Here is a 17,695-nt window from a genome sequence, read left to right as displayed (position 1 = left end):
AAAGTGACTGGCTATCCCGGCAGAGGCACCGTCAGCCCCACCCTGACACGGTCCATGGCAACGAAGGTGCGGAATTTTCGGACATTCTTGCTGTCGAAGAACAGTCTGCGCGTCAGGGCCTCATAGGCCCCCATGTCGGCCGCGGTGATGACTAGGATGAAGTCGGCCTCGCCGGTGACGTAGTAGCATTGCTGCACTTCGGGCTCTGCCGAGAATTGCCGCTTGGCCGCGTCGATCAGGTCCGAGCGTTCGCTCTCCAGTTCCACTTCGACGAAGATGGTGATGGGATGGCCGACCGCCGCCGGGTCGACCACGGCGACATTGCCCGCAATGACGCCGGACTGTTCCATGCGCTTGATGCGCCGCTGCACCGCCGGCGCCGACAGGTTGACGGCTTCGCCGATCAGCCGCTGCGGCGTCGTGTTGTCCCGCTGCAGGATGGCAAGGATGGCGAGGTCGAAACTGTCGAGCGAAGGCGATCGAGGCAAAGCGCTATCCTGGCGAAACAAACTTGCATTTCGAAGCGCCAATAACAGCGCTATTTGCGCCTCGGCTGCAATATGATTTCGTCACACCCAAAGGAGGCCACCCGTGTTCCTGCTCAACAGCAATGCCTTGCACCGTCGGCCGCTCGATCCGGTCGAGGCCGAAACGCTGGGGAATGCCGGCGCCGATACGGTCGAGCGCTTTCTGGCCCATCGCGACAATCACCTGGCAACTCCGTTGCATGCATTGCCGACGCTGGCCGGCGAACTCGGCCTCGGCGCCGTCCACATCAAGGATGAAGGCTTTCGCCTCGGTCTCGGCAGTTTCAAGGCGCTCGGCGGCGCCTATGCCGTTTTTCGACTGGTGCTGGAGGAGGCGAGCCGATCGCTTCATCGGCCCGTTGACGTGGCCGATCTCAACCGGTTCGACGTCCGGGCGGTCGCTGCCGGCATGACGGTTGCCTGCGCCACCGACGGCAATCATGGCCGCTCGGTCGCGCAAGGTGCACAGTTGGTTGGCGCGAAAGCGGCAATCTTCGTTCACGCCGGCGTCAGCGAGGCGCGCATTGCAGCAATAGCCCGCTATGGCGCCGAGATGATCCGCGTCGACGGCAATTATGACGACTCGGTCAGGCAGGCCGCCGAGGTTTCAGCGGAGCAAGGCTGGACCGTGGTGTCCGACACCTCCTGGCCGGGCTACGAGCGCATCCCCGGTCTGGTCATGCAGGGCTATACGGCGATCGTGCGCGAAGCGTTGGGCCAGTTGCCGCAGCCGCCGACCCATGTCTTCGTGCAGGCCGGTGTCGGCGGTATTGCCGCCGCCCTGGCCGGCCATCTCGCCATCGTGCTCGGTGACGCCAGGCCGACCTTCATCGTCGTCGAGCCGGCCCGCGCCGCCTGCGTTGTCGCAGCCGCCCGGGCGGGCCACGTGGTCAAGGTCGCACACGATCAGCCGACGGTGATGGCGATGCTCGAATGCTACGAGGCCTCGCAAGTTGCCTGGCGCGTTCTGGCGCGGGTTGCCGATGCCTTCATGACAGTGGATGAGGAGGAGGCGGTCGCGGTGATGCGGCGGCTGGCACGGCCGGCTGGCAATGATCCAGTGATCGTCGCCGGCGAAAGCGGCGGCGTCGGTCTGGCCGGGCTGATCCGGGCGGTGGCCGACCACAAGGCCGCGCTCGGGCTCGACGACAAATCCCGCGTGCTGCTGATCAACACCGAAGGCGCCACAGACCCGCATCGCTATACCGAGCTGGTCGGGCAGAGCCCCGCCGATGTGCTGGCCGGCAAGCTGAAGGCCGAGGCATAGCCATGATCGGGATCGATGCACAGCGTCTGCTTGGCCGCATCCGGGAACTCGGCGCCGTTGGCCGCGACAGTGAGGATAGGCTGATCCGGCTCGCCGCCTCCGACACAGACAGACAGGGCCGTGACCTCTTTGTCGGCTGGCTCAGGCAGGCCGGGCTGGAAGTCGCCATCGACCGGGTCGGTAATATCTTCGGCATCTGGCAAAGCCCCGACAATGCCGGGCAGGCGCCGCTGCTCATCGGTTCGCACATCGACACCGTTATCGATGCCGGCATCTATGATGGCTGCTACGGCGTGCTGGCCGGGCTGGAGGTGATCGAGACGCTGCAGGCTTCGGGCTTTTCGCCGTCGCGCCCGGTCGCGGTCGCCGCTTTCACCAATGAGGAAGGCGTGCGCTACACGCCTGACATGATGGGCTCGCTATGCCATGCCGGTGGCGTCAGCGCCGAGGCCGTGCTGGCCGCCATCGGCACGGATGGCAGCGTGCTCGGCCAGGAGCTCGCCCGCATCGGCTATGCCGGCGACCGCGAACCCGGCTTCCTCAAGCCGCATGCCTATCTCGAACTTCATATCGAGCAAGGGCCGGTGCTGGAGCGTGAAGGCGTGCCGATCGGCGCGGTCGAGAATTTGCAAGGCATTTCCTGGCAGCGCATCACCATCGACGGCGCCGCCAACCATGCCGGCACCACGCCGATGTCGATGCGCAGCGACGCCGGCCACGCCGCCGCCCGCATCATCACCTTCCTGCACGATCGGGCCAGGGCTTCAAATGGGCCAACCGTGGCCACGGTCGGCACGATGCGCTTCGAACCCAACGCCATCAACGTCATTCCCGCGCGCGCCGTCTTCACCATCGACCTGCGCGATCCCGACGAACAGCGCCTGCAGGCGCATGAGGCGGCCCTTGCTGCCTATCTCGAGGAGCTTGAGGTTTCGGAGAACGTATCGATCTCGGTCGAGCGGCTCGCCCGCTTCGAACCGGTGCTGTTCGACATCGGCATCGTCGAACTGATCGAGGCGGCCGCGAAGAACCGCGGTCTCGGCGTCAGGCGCATGACATCGGGCGCCGGCCATGACGCGCAGATGATGGCCCGCCTCGCGCCGGCGGCAATGATCTTCGTGCCGAGCGCCGGTGGCATCAGCCACAATTCGCGCGAACACACTGAAGATGCCGAGCTTGTCGCCGGCGCCAACATCCTGCTTGATGTCGCCAGTGAGCTTGCAAAAGAGGTCGGGGAGAAAAATGGCTGAACTCGATCGTGATGCGCTGAAGCGGGAGATGACGGGCTGGCGGCGCGATTTGCACGCGCACCCCGAGTTCGGTTTCGAGGAAAAGCGCACCGCTGGCTTTGTCGCCGCGAAGCTGCGCGAATTCGGGCTGGACGACGTTGCAGAGGGGGGTCGGCGGCACCGGCATCGTCGGCACGTTGAAGCGCGGCAGCGGCAACCGGGCGATTGCGCTCAGGGCCGACATGGATGCGCTGCGGATCACCGAGCAGTCCGCGACAGCCTATGGCTCGCAGAACCCCGGCATCATGCATGCCTGCGGCCATGACGGCCACACCACCATGCTGCTCGGCGCGGCAAAGCTGCTCGCCGCCGAGGGCGGTTTCGACGGCACCGTGCGTTTCGTTTTCCAGCCGGCCGAGGAGTGGGGCAAGGGCGCGCTGGCAATGCTCGATGACGGGCTGCTGCAGCGCTTCCCCTTCGACGAGATCTTTGGCCTGCACAACATGCCGGGCCTGCCCATTGGACATTTCGAGACCCGTGCCGGCCCGTTCATGTCGGCGGAGGACAATTTCGAGATCGTGCTCAAGGGGATCGGCGGCCATGCGGCGCGGCCACATTCCGGGAACGAGACGCTGGTCGCCGCCTGCGCGCTGGTCACCAATCTGCAGACCATCGTCTCGCGCCGGCTGAGCCCGGCCGACATTTCGGTGGTTTCGGTGACCGAACTGATCACCGACGGCACCCGCAACGCATTGCCCGGCCTCGCCCGCATCCTCGGTGACGCCCGCAGTTTTCGTCCCGAGGTCAGCGCCGAGATCGAGCGCCAGATGCGGGTCATCACAGCGGGTACCGCCGCCGCCTACAATGTCACCGCCGACGTGACCTATAGCAGGGAATTCGTGCCGCTGCAGAACGATGCCGACCTGGTGGACGCGGCCTTTGTCGCCGCAAGGCGCGTGCTGGCCTATGGCGCCGCCAGCATCGCGGCGGAGCCGATGACCGCCTCGGAGGATTTCGCCCGCTTCCTCGATCACGTACCGGGCTGCTTCGTCTTTCTCGGCAATGGCGAGACCTCGCCGCCGCTGCACAATTCCAGCTACGACTTCAACGATGACGGGCTGTTGCACGGCACGGATTTCCATATCGCGATCGTCAGGCAAAGACTGGGCGGCGCGATCGGGAAGTGACGCCTGATCGCCTTCGCAACTGGCCCAAGCGGCACTGCTATCGCCAGCCAGATGCCGGGTTTAGGGAGATTGCCTGTTGCCGGAGATCGCACGCCGATGACCAGGGTTTCGCTTCTGGGAATACCACATGACGAGAACTCGTCCTATCTCAAGGGCGCGGCTGCAGCGCCGGCCCTGATCCGGCGCGAACTCAAAAGCGACGCGCACAGCTCGTGGAGCGAAACCGGCTTCGATGTGGCGGACAGTTTCGTCGACCACGGCGACATCGACTTTTCAGGCGCCGGCGATCCGTGGGAGCGAATCGAGGCCGAGGTCGGCCGCGCGCTGGATGCCGGCCACCCGTTGATCAGCCTCGGCGGCGATCATGCCATCGCCTGGCCGGTGCTGCGTGCCGTGCGCCGCCGCCATGCCAGGCTAACGATCGTCCAGATCGACGCCCATCCCGACATCTACGATGCCTATCAGGGCAACAGGCGGTCCCACACCTCGTCCTTCGCGCGCATCCTGGAGGAGGGGCTGGCTGACCGGCTGATCCAGATCGGCTTGCGCACCCTCAATGATGAGCTTCGTGACCAGCTCAAGCGCTTCGGCGTCGAAATGATCGAGGCGCGGCATTTCAGCGAGGATCTGCAGCTCGATCTCAAGACGCCGGTCTATCTCTCGATCGATCTCGACGGCCTCGACCCGGCTTGTGCGCCCGGCGTGTCGCACCGCGAACCCGGTGGTCTTACAACCCGGCAAGTGATCAACCTGATCCAGCGGATCGACCAGCCCATCGTCGGCGCCGATGTCGTCGAATACAATGCAAGCCAGGACGTCTCCAATCTCACCGCGCTGGTTGCCGCCAAGCTGGTCAAGGAGATCGCCGGCATGATGCTCAAGACGCATGGCGCCGGCTGAATCAATCTGGCAGGGCGGCATGGTAGATCATTGTTGCGACTCGCATTTCCAGTGAAAGCCGCCATGCCGCATCCATTGAAAATAGCCATAGCCGGTGCGCTCGGCCGCATGGGCAGGGAGATGGCGCTGGCCGTCGAGACCGATCCCAGGCTGGCGCTCGTCGCCCGCTTTCACAGGCCGGGCAGCATCGGTGAGGGGCTGGTCGAGCGCGACGAAGCACTGGCGCTTGCGGATGTCGTCATCGATTTCACCACGCCTGCGGCCTCCGTCGATCTTGCACAAGCTTGCGCGGCCCGCGGCGGCCCGGCGCTGGTCATCGGCTCGACCGGCTTCGAGCCGGCCGATCTCGCCGCCATCGCTACTGCTTCGAACTCCGTCGCCATCGTTCGCTCCGGCAGCTACTCGCTCGGGCTCAGCATGCTGACCGGGCTGGTCGAGCAGGCGGCGCGAGCACTTGGTCCCGACACCGACATCGAAATCCTGGAAGCGCATCACCGCATGAAGGTCGACGCACCGTCGGGCACGGCGCTGATACTGGGCGAGGCGGCCGCTCGCGGACATGGCGTCAGGCTGGACGATGTGGCGAAACGCATCCGCGACGGCGTTACAGGTCCACGCCCTGCCGGCGAGATCGGCTTTGCCGTGCTGCGCGGCGGCAGCATCGTCGGCGAGCACAGCGTGAGCTTGCTGGCCGAGGGCGAGACGCTCACGCTTTCCCATTCGGCCGCCGACCGCTCGATGTTCGCGCGCGGCGCCATTGCGGCAGCACGCTGGGTCGCCGTCCGGCCGCCCCGCGAATACGACATGCGCGACGTACTGGGCTTCACGACCTTTTGAGATGCAAGCGTAACGCAACGAGGGGCGTTGCGAGGTCGGAGCCGTATAGAGAATAGAATATAGCAACAACTACGCCATTTCGCGCCTTCCTAGACCGAACCGAACGGTTCGGTTCGCACATTTTTGTGATTGGCAATGGCAGCAACGCACACCCATTTCGGGGTGGTCCGAGCGACGCGAATTCCTCCCAAGGCACGCCACTTGACGGACAGAACTGAAAAATCTGGATTACCTGAAATGACCAAGATCGCACTTACCGCTGCTGCCATCCTCCTTGCCACCGGCACCGCTTTCGCAGGCAGCGACCACTACGGCTCCGACAGCGTCAACCAGCCTGCTGTAACAGCGCCCGCCGGCAACATCGATCACAATTATACCGCCTCGATCCGCAAGCCGGCCAGCCTCGGCGATTTCACGATCAAGGGCGACTCGAACCAGCCGGAATCCGGCCAGGGCATCTGGGGTCGTTGATTTTCTGAGAAATCTACGACCACAAAGAGCGGTGGGCCCGGCCCACCGCTCTTGTTTTTATGCAATCGACTCGGGGCCGCAAAGATCTTGAATCAATCCGCCAGCAATTGGTCCTATCTCCTTGTTTGACCGTGGTCTTTTCAAAACACGGTTTGCGGCTGTCACCTGCGGCTAGCCCGTTAGGCAGCTTGGTCTAGCTTAGATCCTTCGGCTTGATGCAATGCGTCAACCGGGCCGCGCCGAAGCCGAGATCCGCCCAGTCGCCGTCGATGACAAAGCGGGCAAGGGCGCCGGTCGGGAATTTCTCTTCAAGTTTCCTGAGAGCAGCCACACCCGATCGCGGACCGGCGAGCCGGCGGGCAAAGTCCTCCAGGCCGGGATTATGGCCGAGCACCAGGAGACAGCTAGCCGATGCGACTGCCTGCTGCAGCTCGGCCAGAATGTCGCCAGCCGTGGCTTCGAAAAGCGCCTCGGCGAACTCCACCGTTACGCTCGCCGACAGTTCCGCCGAGACCAGCCGCCATGTCTCGCGCGTACGCAGCGCCGGCGACACCAGCGCCAGGTCAGGCAGCCAACTGCGCCGGGCCAGTTCGCGCCCCATCAGCGGCGCCGTCTTCAGCCCGCGCGGCCCGAGCGGCCGGTCGAAATCAGCAAGCGCCGGGTCGTCCCAGCTCGACTTGGCGTGGCGCAGCAGGAGCAATTGTCTCGGTGTCGCCATGTCGGCCTACGGCGTGATCCGCGCCAGATGTTCGAGATCGCGTTCTTCGCGCAGCGGGTCGGGCGCCATCACCACGGAAGTTCCGTTTTCGGCATCGTCGGCGAAATGCGCCAGCACGGTGCGGCCGCCTTCCATGTGCGCCTTGCCGTCGGCGACCAGCCCGAGTGCCAGCGCATAAAGCCGGTGCTCGGCCTTCAGCACTCTGGCGGCCAGCGTGTCTTCGTTGTCGCCGACCATCACCGGCACCGCTGCCTGCGCGATGATCGGGCCGTCATCCATCTCTGATGTGACGAAATGCACCGTGCAGCCATGAATGCGAATGCCGGCGCGCAGGGCGCGCGCATGCGTATCGAGCCCTTTGAAGGCCGGCAGCAGGGCAGGGTGGATGTTGAGCATGCGCCCTTGCCACTTCTCGACCAGGCCGCGGGAGAGAATGCGCAGATAGCCGGCCAGCGCCACGATCTCGGCATTGAACGCAATCAGCGCGGCGTCGATCGCCGCATCATGGGCTTCCTTGCTGGCATGGTCGGCGCGCACGATGACCTTGGTCGGGATACCGCGCGCGGCCGCGATGCCGAGGCCGGCGGCGTTGGCCCGGTCGGAAATGACGCCAACGATCTCGGCGGGATAGGCCGGGTCGCTCGCCGCCGCGATTAGCGCCGTCATGTTCGAGCCGCGTCCCGAGATCAAAACAACCGTGCGTTTCCTGCTCATAGGCCGATCGAGCCCCGATAGATAACGCCGGCGTCGCGGCGCGGCACGATGCGGCCGATCGGCGTCACCGTCTCGCCGGCCTCCTGCAGCACGGCTGCGACCTGTGCGGCCTGGCCGGAGGCGACGACGAGGATCATGCCGATACCGCAGTTGAAGGTGCGCATCATCTCCTCCGGCGCCACGCCGCCAGTCTTCGCCAGCCAGGAAAACACCTGCGGCACATCGATGGCATTGAGATCGAGCTCTGCGGAAAAGTCCTTTGGCAGGACGCGCGGGATGTTTTCGGGGAAACCGCCGCCGGTGATGTGGGCCAGCGCCTTGATGCCGTGCGTGCCACGGATCGCTTTGAGGACCGACTTCACATAGATGCGGGTCGGCTCGAGCAGCGCCTCTGCCAGCGTCGCCTCATCGTTGAACGGCGCCGGATCGCCCCAGGCAAGACCGCTGACGCCAACGATGCGGCGCACCAGCGAAAAGCCATTCGAATGCAGGCCCGAGGAAGCCAGGCCAAGCAGCACGTCGCCTTCGACGATATCGTCGGTCGGCAGCAACTGGCCGCGTTCGGCAGCACCGACGGCGAAACCGGCCAGGTCGTAATCCTTGTCGTGATACATGCCGGGCATTTCGGCCGTCTCGCCGCCGATCAGCGCGCAGCCGGCCTGTCGGCAGCCGATTGCTATGCCGCCGACGATTGCCGCCCCCTGGTCGGGGTCGAGCTTGCCGGTGGCGAAATAGTCGAGGAAGAACAGTGGCTCGGCGCCCTGCACGACGATGTCGTTGACGCACATGGCGACGAGGTCGATGCCGATCGTGTCGTGCTTGCCGGCATCGATGGCGATCTTCAGCTTGGTGCCGACGCCGTCATTGGCGGCAACCAGCACCGGATCCGTGAAACCCGCCGCCTTGAGGTCGAACAGGCCGCCAAAACCGCCGATCTCGCCATCGGCGCCCGGCCGGCGCGTCGCGCGCACCAGCGGCTTGATCTTCTCGACCATGAGGTTGCCGGCATCGATGTCGACGCCCGCCTCGGCATAGGTGAGCCCGTTCTTGCGCTTGGCCCGGTCGCCCTTGCTCATCGTCGGCGCATCCCTGTTTCCCTCGGCGGCTCTTCGCATGAATGGTTTCGGGGGGCAAGGATGACGACAGGATACCGGGCTTTTGCCCAAGATAAATACGTGGACAGTCGCCCCTTCACCGCTGGGTCCTTGCAGCCACAATCCATCTCCACCATCGATCTGCAGAACAAGCATGGCGGGACATGCCTTTGACCATTCCCAACCTCATCACCATCCTGCGCTTCGTGCTGGTTCCGGCCGTCGTACTGGCGATGCTGAATATGCGCTGGGACTGGGCCTTTGCCGGCTTTCTCGTCGCCGGCATTTCCGACGGCGTTGACGGCTTCATCGCCCGCCGTTTCAACCAGCATTCGAAACTCGGCGCCTATCTCGATCCAATGGCCGACAAGGTGCTTCTGGTCTCGGTGTTCGTGGTCATGGGCTTCATCGGGCAATTGCCGCTGTGGCTGGTGGTGACCATGGTGTCACGCGATGCGCTGATCATCTGCGCCGTGCTTTTGTCCACGGTCATGGCGCATCCGGTCGAGATGAAGCCGCTCTATGTGTCGAAAGGCCAACACCGCCGCCCAGATCGTGCTGGCGCCGTGGTGCTGGGCGAACTTGCCCTTGGCCTCCACCTCGACCCGCTCAGGCCTACGCTCATATTGCTGTCCGGGGTCTTGACCGTGGCTTCGGCCGCGGCCTATCTCGTGGCTTGGCTGAGGCATATGAGCGGCTATGGCGAAGGCTCCACCCCGGGTAGTTGACAAGAATGCCGCGACTGCAGCGCTGGCAGAGGCGGCTGCGTCCCTGGCGTTTCGCCGCCAGATTTTCTTCTGGCTGGGCACGGCAATCTTCCTGGCGCTGTTCCTCTACATTTTTTCCAGCATCCTGTTGCCGTTCGTTGCCGGCATGGTGCTGGCCTATTTCCTCGACCCGGTCGCCGACCGGCTGCAACGCCTCGGCCTCTCCCGGCTGATGGCGACGGTGGTCATCCTGATCGCCTTCATCGTCCTTTTGGTGCTGGCCTTCGTCATCCTGGTTCCGGTTCTGGCCACGCAGATGGCCGATTTCGCCAGCAAGCTTCCGGAATATCTGACCCGGCTGCAGTCGCTGATCACCAGCTTCGATCCGAAATGGCTGGAGCAGAAATTCGGCGTCAATGCCAATGGCCTGCGCGACGGGCTGAATTCGCTGCTCACGTCCGGTTTCGGCCTGCTGAGCACCGTCTTCACCTCGATCTGGAGTTCCGGCGTTGCTCTGGTGTCGGTGGTCAGCCTGTTCGTGGTCACACCGGTCGTCGCTTTCTACATGCTGCTCGACTGGGATCGCATGGTGGCGGTCGTCGACAGCTGGGTGCCGCGCGATTATGTCGGGACGGTCAGGGCGATCTCCAGGGACATCAACACCGCGACGGCCGGCTTCGTGCGCGGCCAGGGCACGCTGTGCCTGGTGCTCGGCGGCATGTATGCCACTGGCCTGACGCTGACCGGGCTGAATTTCGCCATCCTGATCGGGCTCTTCGCCGGGCTGATCTCCTTCATTCCCTATGTCGGCTCGCTGACCGGGCTGGTGCTGGCCGTCGGCGTCGCCTTCGTCCAGTTCTGGCCGGACTGGACCATGATCGTTGCTGTCGCGGTGGTCTTCTTCATCGGTCAGTTCATCGAAGGCAACATCCTGCAGCCCCGGCTGGTCGGAAAAAGCGTCGGCCTGCACCCGGTCTGGCTGATGTTTGCGCTGTTCGCTTTCGGCGCCTTGTTCGGCTTCGTCGGCCTGCTGATTGCCGTTCCTGCTTCGGCGGCGGTTGCCGTGCTGGTGCGCTTTGCCATTGCCCGCTATCTCGAATCGCCGCTCTACAAGGGACACTCCACCGAGCCCGTCCCGCCGCTGCCCGCCGCTCGCGGCGGCGGCCACCGGTCGCCGCGCGGCTGAACGTGACGGATCATAAGACCGAACCGCCGCGCCAACTGCCGCTCGACCTTGGCCACGGCACCGGCTACTCGCGCGACGAACTGGTGGTGTCGGCCACCAACCGCGAGGCGGCAGCCCTTGTCGATCGCTGGCCGGACTGGCCGTCGCCGGTGATCGTGCTCGCTGGCCCGGCCGGTTCCGGCAAGACACATCTGGGCTCGATCTGGCAGGCGCGGGCCAACGCTGTGGCGGTCGATGCCCAGCGCATCGGCAATGCCATCACCGGGCTTGGCGGCAGGCCCGCGCTGATCGACGATGTCGACAAGACAGCCATCGACGAGGCGGGCCTGTTCCATCTCATCAATGAAGTGCGCGGCGCCGGGGCCACCTTGCTGTTGACGGCGCGGCGCTTCCCCGCCGCCTGGAGGGTGAGGTTGCCCGATCTTGCCTCGCGGCTGAAGGCGGCGGCAACCGTCGAGATCCATGAGCCGGACGATTTGCTTCTGGCCGGTGTCATCACCAAACTCTTCGCCGACCGCCAGGTCGAGGTCGAGCCGCATGTCGTGCAATATCTGGTGCGCCGCATCGAGCGCTCGCTGGCCACCGCCATGCGCGTGGTCGAGCGCCTCGACCGCACCGCGCTCGAGCGCAAGACGCCGATCACCAGGGCGCTCGCCGCCGAAACCGTCAGCGCAATGGACGAAGGGCAGGGCGAGTTCGACGTGTAGGCAGTGGAAGGAGAAGACTCCGCTCCTGTCCCATTTCGAGAAGAAACCTCTGGCATCCATCTTGCAACACTGCGTTTGCCGGCTGACCCCGGTCCTGATCGCGTTCCTGATCGGGTTGTAGGCTCGCCGGGAGTGATGATTGGGGTTCTCGCCCGGCGAGCTTACCTTCAGATAGAATCGCCGCAAGGCCTACGATTGCGCGCCAGCTGTCATTCAGACTTCACCAAGCCGCAAGATCTCATCGTCCTGCATTGAAATGGACCATTAGATGGTCTACTTTTTGAATATGGACCAGAGCATGGTCCATAAAGGAGTGGTCAATGCAGGTATCCGTTACAGACGCCAAGGGGCAGCTCACCGAACTGGTGCGTCGTGCCGAGGCTGGGGATGAAATTATCCTGACCCGCCATGGTCATGCAGCCGTGCGCCTTGTTCCCGTGAAGGCTGCCCCTGACAGGAAAGGCCGCCGGGCATTGCTGGAGGCAATGCGAGCATCCGGCGCTGCCAAGGCGAAGGCCGGGCCGGATGCAGCGCGCAGTCAGGATTTCCTCTATGGCGCTGATGGCCTGCCCGAATGATCGTGGTCGATACCTCGGCCCTGATGGCGATCGTTCTTGCCGAACCTCAATCCAGTGCCTGCATTGCGGCGCTGGAAGCCGAAGACGATATTCTGATCTCGGCTGGCACAGTGGCCGAGGCGCTGATCGTGGCGGATAGGCGCAATGTCGGTGAGGAAATGGCCGGCCTGATCGACGGGCTCGGCTTCGAGGTCCCGGCGGTGACACCAGCCTCTGGCCGGCGCATAGCCGAGGCGTATGGGCGATGGGGCAAGGGTATTCATCCGGCCGGGCTCAATTTCGGCGATTGCTTTGCCTATGAAGTGGCAAAGGATCGAGCCTGCCGCTTGCTCTATGTTGGCGACGATTTTTCGAAGACCGATATCGAGAGCGCTCTATAGAGCTACGTTTATGCCCACAACGCCGCAAAATACCGGACCAGCAGATAGACCACCGTATGCGCTGCCACGTAGCACGCGGCGACGACGAGAAAGAACAGCACGCTGGCGGGCCACGAGCGGGGAGGGCCTTGCCTCTTGCTCGGCCGGTTGTTCCAGATCCACAGGGCTGCACAGATAATGGCCCAGACGACGACGAACGGAACCGTGATGCCGATGTAAGCGAAGTAGGCAGGGCCAATCAGCGAAAGCCATGCCTCGAGACCAAGCATCCAGAATCTCCCCTTTGCCCGGAGTTTAATGCATGTCGCTCAAAAGTGGTCCCGGTTTGAGAGAACGACATGCATCAAAACAAAAATCAAAGCGCGTCGCCTGAATCCGTTTCAGCGCGACGCGCTTTTAGACCGGCGATAGAGGTGGAAGCGGGAGGATTATCCCTGCGTCGGATTTTCAGCCAAACCCGCAGAAGGGATGCTGTCGATGATACCGGCGCCTAATGCATGTCGCAAAAAAAGTGGCCCCGGTTTTTGAGAGAACGAAATGCATCAAACAAGCACCTTAAGCGCGTCGCGTGAGTCCGTTCAAAGCGACGCGCTTTAGGTCAGATTGGTGCTCCGGCCGCCAACCCGGCCGGAGCAGGTCCAAAGCGATCGGATCAGCCGCAGACCCTGACCTCTTCGACGACCCTGTGGTGATGGCGCCAGTGCCTGACCAGTTCGATATGGCAGCGGTGATGGCGATGGTGGCGCCGCCATTGGCCATCCTGGTTGTCGCTGTAGTCGTCGCCATAGTCGTCGCTATAGTCTTTGTGGCGCTGGTGATGGCGAAGAATCTGTATATCGCCACCGTCGGACGAATATTGATCGTCGTCATCGGACTGGATAGTCAGACTGGCGGCTTGCGCCGGTGCGATCAAAGCCGCCGTTCCGGCGAACGCGATCATCGAGGCGATGAGAAGGGTTTTCATTGTTGGCTCCTTGGTTGAACATACACAACTCTCGGAGCGAACCGGTGTTCCAATGTAGGGTCCGATCGGCGAGCGGCTGCTGCTTGGGCAATGCGTGCCGCCATGCGCTACCGGCGAGGCAGCCATTGGCGATCTTGGGGGGTGACCTTGGGCAAGGACGGGCTTTGTGTGAAAAAATGGTCGGAGTGGAGAGATTCGAACTCCCGACCCTCTGGTCCCAAACCAGATGCGCTACCAGGCTGCGCTACACTCCGAGGCCCTGCGGCGTATAAGGTTCCGAACCCTGTCGCGCAACCCCTAAAACATCAAACGGGGCTTGGCGGTCTGCGCTCCCGCGCAATCCTGGCTGCGATCGCCTTGGCCTGGATGCGGGCATTGGCGAAGCAGCCACGGACGCTTGGCCGCATGCCGGTGAACCACAGGCCCGGCAGTTTCGGGTCGCTGTCGGCGCCGTTGAACAGCGGCACGCCCTTTTCGTCGAGCACGCCGAGCTTGCCCAGCATGGCCTCGAGCCCGGTGCGGTAGCCGGTCGCGGCGATGACGATATCGGGCTGGATCGTCGCACCATCCTCGAAAACGACCGTGTCGCCGGTAAATTCCCGCACGGTTGGCAGCACGATGATCCTGCCGTCCTTGATGGCATCGACGGCGCCGTCATCGGTGGCGATGGCGGTATAATCCGACGCCAGCCGGCTTGCGCCGCCCGAAGGCGTCGGCGGCAGGCCGTAGGCCGTGAGGTCGCCGAAGGCCCATCGCTGCGTCGCCGCCATCACCGCATCGGCGAGCTTGAACGGCAGCCGCGCCAGGATCGGCGAAAACCGGTGGACGGCGATCTGGCCGAGGCGCTTGGGCAGCAGTGCCGGACCGTTGCGCGCCGACAGCCAGATCTGTCCCGTGCCGGCTGCCGCCAGGTGATTGAGCACGTCGAAGCCGGAATTGCCGGCGCCGACGACCAGCACTTTCTTGCCCGCATAGGCCTTGGCGTCGCCGAATGCGGCCGAATGGATGATGCGTCCGGCAAAGGCCTTCATGCCTTTCCAGGCCGGAATGAAGGACTGCCGGTCGCGCCCGGTGGCGATGACGACATGGCGCGCCTGCCGCGGCCCGGCACTGGTCCGCACAAGCCAGTGGTCGCCCTCGAAGCCAATCTCCTCGACCGCGATGCCGAACTCGACCGGCAGCCGGTGCATGGCGTGGAATTCGTTCAAATGGCCGATGATGGTGTTTCGGTGCGGAAAGGCAGGGGTGCCGGCAGGAAAGGAAACGCCCGGCAGCGCCGAAAGGTCGCGATGCGTATTGAGATGCAGTCGCTCGTGCCGCCCGTGCCATGGCTCGGCCAGCCGGGCTTCCTTTTCCAACACCATCACAGGCACGCCGGTCTTGAGCAGCGCATGGGCTGCGGTCAAGCCGGCTGCCCCGGCGCCGATCACGATCGCGCCGTCGAAAATCGCTTGGCTGTCGGCCTCGGCGTGCAAAATCCCTGCGTCCATGCCTCTTTGTGTCGCCATCATGACCATGACTTTTGATGCTACGCCAGTGTATCCAGTCGATGCCGCTGCCGAAGCGGCCTGGTTGCAGGCCGCTTCGGCCTTGCCGTCGGCAGTGTTGCACAGTATTGACTGAAATAAGGCGGCGCTACCGCCAACGCAGCTACGAGGTGCCCATGTCCGCGCGTATTTTCAGCCCAGCCAAAACCGCGATGCAGTCCGGCAAGGCCAAAACCGGCCATTGGGTGCTGGAATTCGATCCCGCCCAGCGCAAGAAGATCGACCCGCTGATGGGCTACACCACATCGGGCGACATGCTGAGCCAGATCAGGCTGACCTTCGACACCAGGGAAGAAGCGGTGGCCTATGCCGAAAAGCAGGGGCTGGCCTTCCGTGTCGAGGAGCCGAAAGAGACCAAGCGCCGGCAGATTTCCTATGCGGAAAATTTCCGCTATGACCGCAGGATACCCTGGACGCATTGACCGGCGGTCAGCGCCTGGCACATAGACATCAGCCGGCCAAGATATCAAATGCCGGCCAGCGGTCCCGTAGCTCAGCTGGATAGAGCACCGGCCTTCTAAGCCGATGGTCACAGGTTCGAATCCTGTCGGGATCGCCAACAACTTCAAAGAGATAGTGTGGAGGCCTGAGTGGGAATTGAACCCACTACGTCGGTTTTGCAGACCGATGCGTCACCGTCCCGCCCTCAGACCATGGCTCCTTGTGCATTGACCGCGACAGCTAGTCAACTTGGCCGGCCTCTGCTCGCAGGTTCGGACCGCGATCCGGCTGCCACCAGTCGAGATGTTCGGAACGCGGCTCGCGTTCAGGCGTTTGTCGCAGATGGCACCGAAAACCCCGACCATTGCGCGCATCTGGCGCGGCAGGACCTCGCCCGACAGGGCCGACGCCTATGAGCGCTACAATTACGAGGCTGGTATCAAGCCGCTGATCGAGAAAGCGCTTGGCGTGCAGACTTTTCGCGAGGACACGCCGACGCATTCGGAATTCATCACCATCTCCTATTGGGAGAGCGTCGAAGCAATGGCCGCCTTTACCGGCGGCGATCCGCAAAGCATCCACCATCTCGACCGCGACAAGGAGTTCCTGATCGAATTGCCGAAGGGTGTCCAGGTGTTGCGCATCCTTTCCAGCCACGGAATGGTAGGCGGCAGCTGATGTTTGCGGGCTTTGACGCCAGGACCGTTCAAATGAAGAAGACATCGATCTTCGTCAGGGCCGGTGGCTCAGGGCCGCCGCTGCTGCTCCTGCATGGCTTTCCCGAAACGCATGTTATGTGGCGGGACATCGCCGTGGCATTGGCGCCGCACTTCAGCGTGGTTGCCGCCGATCTGAGAGGCTACGGACAAAGCGGCTGTCCGGCTTCCGGAGCCAATCATGCCGCCTATTCCAAACGAGCGATGGCGCGCGACATGGTGCAGGTTATGGACGTTCTCGGTTTCGACCGTTTCATGGTTGCCGGCCACGACCGTGGCGGCCGCGTCGCCTACCGCATGGCGCTCGACCACCGTGAAATCGTATCGAAGGTCGCCGTTCTCGACATCGTCCCCACGGCCTCCGCCTGGGATCGGGTCGATGCCAGGTTGGCGCTGGCCTTCTGGCCGTGGAGCCTGCTCGCCCAGCCGGAACCGCTGCCTGAGCGCCTGTTGTCCGCAGCACCCGACGCAGTTGTCGACAATGCGATCGCCGGCTGGGGCTCGGCTCCAGATGCTTTTCCCGCTGAGGTCAGGGCCGCCTATATCGAGGCGCTGCGTGATCCCGCCCATGCCCACGCCATCTGCGAGGAATATCGCGCCGCCGCAGGCATCGACCGCGAGCACGACGCGCAGGACCAGGCTGACGGCCGTCGCATCAGATGCCCGCTGCTTGCGCTCTGGAGCGGCGAGGGCGGGTTGGAAAACTGGTATGCGGAGGAAGGTGGCCCGTTGGCGATCTGGCGGCAATGGGCTGATAACGTCGGAGGCGGCTCGGTCAAGGGTGGGCATTTCTTCCCGGAAGAGCACCCCGAAGACACGGCTGCAAGGCTGTCGAGATTCTTCGCAAGCTGACTACGGGCCGATTGCTAAATCCGGCCCTGTGTAGTCCTGTGTCGACTATCTCAGATGCCCGAGGGATTGCAGGATCAAAGTGCTCGAAAGACCAAGCAGGGCGATACCGTACAACCGGTCGATCCACACGGCGTTTGGCCCAGCCAGAAGCCTTGCAGCCCGCGCGCCAAGGGCTGCGTAAAACGTCAGCACAAACACATCGGCAAGCGCGGCGATAATGGCCAGGATGCCATACTGGATCGCGATCGGCTCATCCACGCGGACAAAATGCGGCAGGATCGCGGGGAAAAGCAGCCAGGCCGCCGGATTTGTGACCGCCACCAGGAAGCAGCGCCCAATGAGTGCCTTGGCTGAATGGCGTGTTTCGGGAAGGTTAGGGTTGAACGAAGGTCGGGACGCGGTGCGCAGGGTACCGATGGCGACGAAAAGCAGATAGCCCGCGCCGAACATCCTGAGAGCCGAGAGATAGAATTCCGAAGCCAGCAGAAGAGCGCCGAAGCCCAGCGCGACGATGCTGATAAGAACGAAATCAGACAGTACGACGCCGGCCATGCCGAGAAACGCGCGTCGAAAACCGTAGCGGGAGCCGTTGGTGATGGCGAGCACGACGTCCGGTCCCGGAACCGCCATTCCGAGCACCGACACGAAGGCAAATGTCACCAGCGGCAGGTTT

20 protein-coding genes, 3 tRNA genes and 2 pseudogenes are annotated in these 17,695 nt (G+C 63.7%); 15 read left to right on the top strand and 10 right to left on the bottom strand.

The window, feature by feature from the left end:
* Nucleotides 1-11: 11 nt before the first annotated feature.
* The gene (locus tag NLY33_RS25810) at nucleotides 12-488 is read right to left on the bottom strand and encodes an Lrp/AsnC family transcriptional regulator (RefSeq protein ID WP_023705324.1); all 477 of its coding nucleotides are present in this window, start codon (nucleotides 486-488) and stop codon (nucleotides 12-14) included.
* 103 nt (nucleotides 489-591) lie between these two features.
* Here NLY33_RS25810 and NLY33_RS25805 point away from each other — a divergent pair, with 103 nt between their 5' ends.
* From NLY33_RS25805 to NLY33_RS25780, 6 genes and pseudogenes are all read left to right on the top strand, one after another.
* The gene (locus NLY33_RS25805; RefSeq protein WP_023705323.1) at nucleotides 592-1,794 is read left to right on the top strand and encodes a diaminopropionate ammonia-lyase; all 1,203 of its coding nucleotides are present in this window, start codon (nucleotides 592-594) and stop codon (nucleotides 1,792-1,794) included.
* A gap of 2 nt (nucleotides 1,795-1,796) precedes the next feature.
* Nucleotides 1,797-3,044 (top strand): Zn-dependent hydrolase, encoded by a 1,248-nt coding sequence (locus NLY33_RS25800; RefSeq protein ID WP_031196559.1) that lies wholly within the window; start codon nucleotides 1,797-1,799, stop codon nucleotides 3,042-3,044.
* Nucleotides 3,037-4,210, top strand: a pseudogene (locus tag NLY33_RS25795) (amidohydrolase). The gene NLY33_RS25800 and the pseudogene NLY33_RS25795 overlap by 8 nt, the downstream one beginning before the upstream one ends.
* A 96-nt stretch (nucleotides 4,211-4,306) precedes the next feature.
* Nucleotides 4,307-5,110, top strand: a complete 804-nt coding sequence (gene speB, locus NLY33_RS25790) for an agmatinase (RefSeq protein WP_023689064.1) — start codon at nucleotides 4,307-4,309, stop codon at nucleotides 5,108-5,110.
* A 63-nt stretch (nucleotides 5,111-5,173) separates the two neighbouring features.
* Nucleotides 5,174-5,947, top strand: a complete 774-nt coding sequence (gene dapB / locus NLY33_RS25785; protein WP_023689063.1) for a 4-hydroxy-tetrahydrodipicolinate reductase — start codon at nucleotides 5,174-5,176, stop codon at nucleotides 5,945-5,947.
* A 237-nt stretch (nucleotides 5,948-6,184) separates the two neighbouring features.
* Entirely contained in the window at nucleotides 6,185-6,418 is a 234-nt protein-coding gene (locus NLY33_RS25780) for a DUF680 domain-containing protein (protein WP_023689062.1), read from the top strand.
* 193 nt (nucleotides 6,419-6,611) lie between these two features.
* On the opposite strand, the gene NLY33_RS25775 is transcribed toward NLY33_RS25780, so the two are convergent.
* From NLY33_RS25775 to purM, 3 genes are read right to left on the bottom strand one after another with little or no spacing between them, the layout of a single operon-like run.
* On the bottom strand, nucleotides 6,612-7,136 hold the full coding sequence (locus NLY33_RS25775) for a SixA phosphatase family protein (RefSeq protein ID WP_023705321.1): 525 nt from the start codon (nucleotides 7,134-7,136) through the stop codon (nucleotides 6,612-6,614).
* A 6-nt stretch (nucleotides 7,137-7,142) separates the two neighbouring features.
* Nucleotides 7,143-7,850 (bottom strand): phosphoribosylglycinamide formyltransferase, encoded by a 708-nt coding sequence (gene purN, locus NLY33_RS25770; protein WP_023689060.1) that lies wholly within the window; start codon nucleotides 7,848-7,850, stop codon nucleotides 7,143-7,145.
* On the bottom strand, nucleotides 7,847-8,926 hold the full coding sequence (purM, locus tag NLY33_RS25765; protein WP_023689059.1) for a phosphoribosylformylglycinamidine cyclo-ligase: 1,080 nt from the start codon (nucleotides 8,924-8,926) through the stop codon (nucleotides 7,847-7,849). Before purM ends, purN begins: the two co-directional genes overlap by 4 nt.
* 188 nt (nucleotides 8,927-9,114) lie before the next feature.
* Here purM and NLY33_RS25760 point away from each other — a divergent pair.
* From NLY33_RS25760 to NLY33_RS25740, 5 genes and pseudogenes are all read left to right on the top strand, one after another.
* Nucleotides 9,115-9,672 (top strand): annotated as a pseudogene (locus NLY33_RS25760) (CDP-alcohol phosphatidyltransferase family protein).
* Entirely contained in the window at nucleotides 9,644-10,837 is a 1,194-nt protein-coding gene (locus NLY33_RS25755) for an AI-2E family transporter (RefSeq protein WP_023705318.1), read from the top strand. Before NLY33_RS25760 ends, NLY33_RS25755 begins: the two are co-directional and overlap by 29 nt.
* A gap of 2 nt (nucleotides 10,838-10,839) precedes the next feature.
* On the top strand, nucleotides 10,840-11,544 hold the full coding sequence (gene hdaA / locus NLY33_RS25750; protein WP_023705317.1) for a DnaA regulatory inactivator HdaA: 705 nt from the start codon (nucleotides 10,840-10,842) through the stop codon (nucleotides 11,542-11,544).
* Nucleotides 11,545-11,864: 320 nt separating this feature from the next.
* A complete protein-coding gene (locus tag NLY33_RS25745) occupies nucleotides 11,865-12,122 on the top strand; it encodes a type II toxin-antitoxin system Phd/YefM family antitoxin (protein WP_023705316.1) in 258 nt (85 codons plus the stop codon).
* Nucleotides 12,119-12,502, top strand: a complete 384-nt coding sequence (locus tag NLY33_RS25740) for a type II toxin-antitoxin system VapC family toxin (protein ID WP_023705315.1) — start codon at nucleotides 12,119-12,121, stop codon at nucleotides 12,500-12,502. Before NLY33_RS25745 ends, NLY33_RS25740 begins: the two co-directional genes overlap by 4 nt.
* 8 nt (nucleotides 12,503-12,510) lie before the next feature.
* Here the strand turns inward: NLY33_RS25740 and NLY33_RS25735 are convergent, their stop codons facing one another.
* The 4 genes from NLY33_RS25735 to NLY33_RS25720 form a co-directional block, all read right to left on the bottom strand.
* Nucleotides 12,511-12,771, bottom strand: a complete 261-nt coding sequence (locus NLY33_RS25735; RefSeq protein WP_023705314.1) for a hypothetical protein — start codon at nucleotides 12,769-12,771, stop codon at nucleotides 12,511-12,513.
* A gap of 383 nt (nucleotides 12,772-13,154) precedes the next feature.
* A complete protein-coding gene (locus tag NLY33_RS25730; RefSeq protein ID WP_023705313.1) occupies nucleotides 13,155-13,466 on the bottom strand; it encodes a hypothetical protein in 312 nt (103 codons plus the stop codon).
* A gap of 177 nt (nucleotides 13,467-13,643) precedes the next feature.
* A tRNA-Pro gene (locus tag NLY33_RS25725) sits at nucleotides 13,644-13,720 on the bottom strand.
* A 51-nt stretch (nucleotides 13,721-13,771) separates the two neighbouring features.
* Nucleotides 13,772-14,956: a flavin-containing monooxygenase gene (locus NLY33_RS25720; RefSeq protein WP_023705312.1), complete on the bottom strand. Its 1,185-nt coding sequence runs from the start codon at nucleotides 14,954-14,956 to the stop codon at nucleotides 13,772-13,774.
* Nucleotides 14,957-15,129: 173 nt separating this feature from the next.
* Here NLY33_RS25720 and NLY33_RS25715 point away from each other — a divergent pair, with 173 nt between their 5' ends.
* Nucleotides 15,130-15,435, top strand: coding sequence for an ETC complex I subunit (locus NLY33_RS25715; protein WP_023670294.1), 306 nt, complete (start codon nucleotides 15,130-15,132; stop codon nucleotides 15,433-15,435).
* Nucleotides 15,436-15,495: 60 nt separating this feature from the next.
* A tRNA-Arg gene (locus NLY33_RS25710) sits at nucleotides 15,496-15,572 on the top strand.
* Nucleotides 15,573-15,592: 20 nt separating this feature from the next.
* Here the strand turns inward: NLY33_RS25710 and NLY33_RS25705 are convergent.
* Nucleotides 15,593-15,666: transfer RNA gene (locus NLY33_RS25705), tRNA-Cys, on the bottom strand.
* A 130-nt stretch (nucleotides 15,667-15,796) separates the two neighbouring features.
* Here NLY33_RS25705 and NLY33_RS25700 point away from each other — a divergent pair.
* Both NLY33_RS25700 and NLY33_RS25695 read left to right on the top strand, forming a co-directional pair.
* The gene (locus NLY33_RS25700; protein WP_023670297.1) at nucleotides 15,797-16,132 is read left to right on the top strand and encodes an antibiotic biosynthesis monooxygenase family protein; all 336 of its coding nucleotides are present in this window, start codon (nucleotides 15,797-15,799) and stop codon (nucleotides 16,130-16,132) included.
* Nucleotides 16,132-17,022, top strand: coding sequence for an alpha/beta fold hydrolase (locus NLY33_RS25695; protein WP_023705219.1), 891 nt, complete (start codon nucleotides 16,132-16,134; stop codon nucleotides 17,020-17,022). The genes NLY33_RS25700 and NLY33_RS25695 overlap by 1 nt, the downstream gene beginning before the upstream one ends.
* 45 nt (nucleotides 17,023-17,067) lie before the next feature.
* Here NLY33_RS25695 and NLY33_RS25690 read toward each other — a convergent pair whose 3' ends face one another.
* Nucleotides 17,068-17,652, bottom strand: a complete 585-nt coding sequence (locus NLY33_RS25690; protein WP_280790699.1) for a LysE family translocator — start codon at nucleotides 17,650-17,652, stop codon at nucleotides 17,068-17,070.
* Nucleotides 17,653-17,695: the final 43 nt, after the last annotated feature.

The sequence above is a fragment of the Mesorhizobium sp. C432A genome (assembly GCF_030323145.1).
Classification (GTDB): Bacteria; Pseudomonadota; Alphaproteobacteria; order Rhizobiales; family Rhizobiaceae; genus Mesorhizobium.
Note: the sequence above shows the minus strand (reverse complement) of the source record. Positions and strands in the feature narration are given on the sequence as shown.

Coding starts and splice junctions, on each gene's coding strand:
- NLY33_RS25800 (WP_031196559.1), top strand. CDS start 1,797: ATGATCGGGATCGATGCACAGCGTCTGCTTGGCCGCATCCGGGAACTC.
- NLY33_RS25730 (WP_023705313.1), bottom strand. CDS start 13,466: ATGAAAACCCTTCTCATCGCCTCGATGATCGCGTTCGCCGGAACGGCG.
- NLY33_RS25755 (WP_023705318.1), top strand. CDS start 9,644: ATGGCGAAGGCTCCACCCCGGGTAGTTGACAAGAATGCCGCGACTGCA.
- NLY33_RS25700 (WP_023670297.1), top strand. CDS start 15,797: ATGGCACCGAAAACCCCGACCATTGCGCGCATCTGGCGCGGCAGGACC.
- NLY33_RS25695 (WP_023705219.1), top strand. CDS start 16,132: ATGTTTGCGGGCTTTGACGCCAGGACCGTTCAAATGAAGAAGACATCG.
- NLY33_RS25715 (WP_023670294.1), top strand. CDS start 15,130: ATGTCCGCGCGTATTTTCAGCCCAGCCAAAACCGCGATGCAGTCCGGC.
- NLY33_RS25775 (WP_023705321.1), bottom strand. CDS start 7,136: ATGGCGACACCGAGACAATTGCTCCTGCTGCGCCACGCCAAGTCGAGC.
- NLY33_RS25690 (WP_280790699.1), bottom strand. CDS start 17,652: ATGGCGGTTCCGGGACCGGACGTCGTGCTCGCCATCACCAACGGCTCC.
- NLY33_RS25720 (WP_023705312.1), bottom strand. CDS start 14,956: ATGGACGCAGGGATTTTGCACGCCGAGGCCGACAGCCAAGCGATTTTC.
- purM (WP_023689059.1), bottom strand. CDS start 8,926: ATGAGCAAGGGCGACCGGGCCAAGCGCAAGAACGGGCTCACCTATGCC.
- NLY33_RS25735 (WP_023705314.1), bottom strand. CDS start 12,771: ATGCTTGGTCTCGAGGCATGGCTTTCGCTGATTGGCCCTGCCTACTTC.
- purN (WP_023689060.1), bottom strand. CDS start 7,850: ATGAGCAGGAAACGCACGGTTGTTTTGATCTCGGGACGCGGCTCGAAC.
- NLY33_RS25745 (WP_023705316.1), top strand. CDS start 11,865: ATGCAGGTATCCGTTACAGACGCCAAGGGGCAGCTCACCGAACTGGTG.
- dapB (WP_023689063.1), top strand. CDS start 5,174: ATGCCGCATCCATTGAAAATAGCCATAGCCGGTGCGCTCGGCCGCATG.
- speB (WP_023689064.1), top strand. CDS start 4,307: ATGACCAGGGTTTCGCTTCTGGGAATACCACATGACGAGAACTCGTCC.
- NLY33_RS25780 (WP_023689062.1), top strand. CDS start 6,185: ATGACCAAGATCGCACTTACCGCTGCTGCCATCCTCCTTGCCACCGGC.
- NLY33_RS25740 (WP_023705315.1), top strand. CDS start 12,119: ATGATCGTGGTCGATACCTCGGCCCTGATGGCGATCGTTCTTGCCGAA.